Source organism: Myxococcus eversor, assembly GCF_010894455.1.
Taxonomy (GTDB): Bacteria; Myxococcota; Myxococcia; order Myxococcales; family Myxococcaceae; genus Myxococcus; species Myxococcus eversor.
Window position 1 is genome coordinate 1 of the sequence record NZ_JAAIXY010000074.1, and the last position, 1271, is coordinate 1271.

Annotated in this window: 1 protein-coding gene; it reads left to right on the plus strand. The window is 65.9% G+C overall.

Annotated elements, in window-relative coordinates; genetic code table 11:
• The first annotated feature begins 53 nt into the window (after nucleotides 1-53).
• Nucleotides 54-1240, plus strand: a protein-coding gene (locus G4D83_RS45185; protein ID WP_163871160.1) for an IS3 family transposase whose coding sequence is annotated in 2 segments (ribosomal slippage) — nucleotides 54-336 and nucleotides 336-1240 — 1188 coding nt in all. Because the reading frame shifts where the segments join, the coding sequence is not laid out codon by codon here.
• Nucleotides 1241-1271 lie beyond the last annotated feature (31 nt).

Here is a 1271-nt window from a genome sequence, read left to right on the forward strand (position 1 = left end):
GTGAGTCTGCCCCAGTTCCGTGGACACCCGAGATGTGATGAAGGGGTCCAGGGATGTCCACGGATACGAAGCAGAGAAGGAAGCGCCGCAGCTTCACCGCCGAGTTCAAGGTGGAGGCTGTCCGGCTGGTGCTGGAGGAAGGCAAGACGGTGGGCCAGGTGGCGAGAGACTTGGACCTCACCGAGACGGCCCTTCGTACCTGGGTGGAACGAGCCAGGGCGGACCGGGGCCAGGGCAAGGCGGGAGCCCTGACGACAGCCGAGCGTGAGGAGCTGGCGCGGCTGCGCAAGGAGAACCGCCAGCTGCAAATGGAGCGTGACTTCCTAAAAAAAGCAGCGGCCTTCTTCGCGAAGGAGGGCTCGAAGTGAAGTTCGAGTTCATCGAAGCGCAGAAGGCCCACTTCCCCATCGAGCTGATGTGTCAGCAGTTGGGGGTGGCCCGCTCGGGCTACTACGCGTGGCAGAAGCGACCGGAGTCCTCGCGGCAGAAGGCAGACCGGGCATTGGCAGTGGAGGTGGCGGCCGTCCACCAGAAGAGCCGCGGCACCTACGGTAGCCCCCGGGTGCACGCGGAGCTGCGAGCCGCAGGCCGGTACGTCAGCCGCAAGCGCGTCGCACGCCTCATGTGCCAGCAGGGCTTGGCCGCTCGCAAGAAGCGTCGCTTCGTGCGCACCACGGACTCACGCCACTGCCAGCCGGTGGCGCCCAACGTGCTCGCACGAGACTTCTGCGCCGACCAGCCCAACTGCACCTGGGTGACGGACATCACCTACGTCTGGACGAGGCAGGGCTGGCTCTACCTGGCAGTAGTGCTCGACCTCTTCTCGCGCCGAGTCGTCGGCTGGGCCATGAGCGAGTTCATTGACCGCCACCTGGTGCTGGACGCACTCGACATGGCGCTCAAGGGTCGCCAGCCGCCGCGAGGGCTGCTGCACCACTCGGACCGGGGCAGCCAGTACGCCAGCGAGGATTACCAGCGGGCCCTCGCATCCCGAGGCATCGAGTGCAGCATGAGCCGCAAGGGCAACTGCTGGGACAACGCCGTGGCCGAGAGCTTCTTCAGCACCTTGAAGATGGAACTCGTCCACGCGGCGGACTTCGCGACGCGCGACGAGGCCCGCTCCGCGCTCTTCGAGTACATCGAGGTCTTCTACAACCGTCAGCGTCGCCACTCCTCGCTGGGCTACGTAAGCCCGGTGGAGTATGAGCGGACAGCCTCACCGGTTGCGCAGGCAGCATAACCACGCTGTCCACGGAACCGGGGCAAGCTCA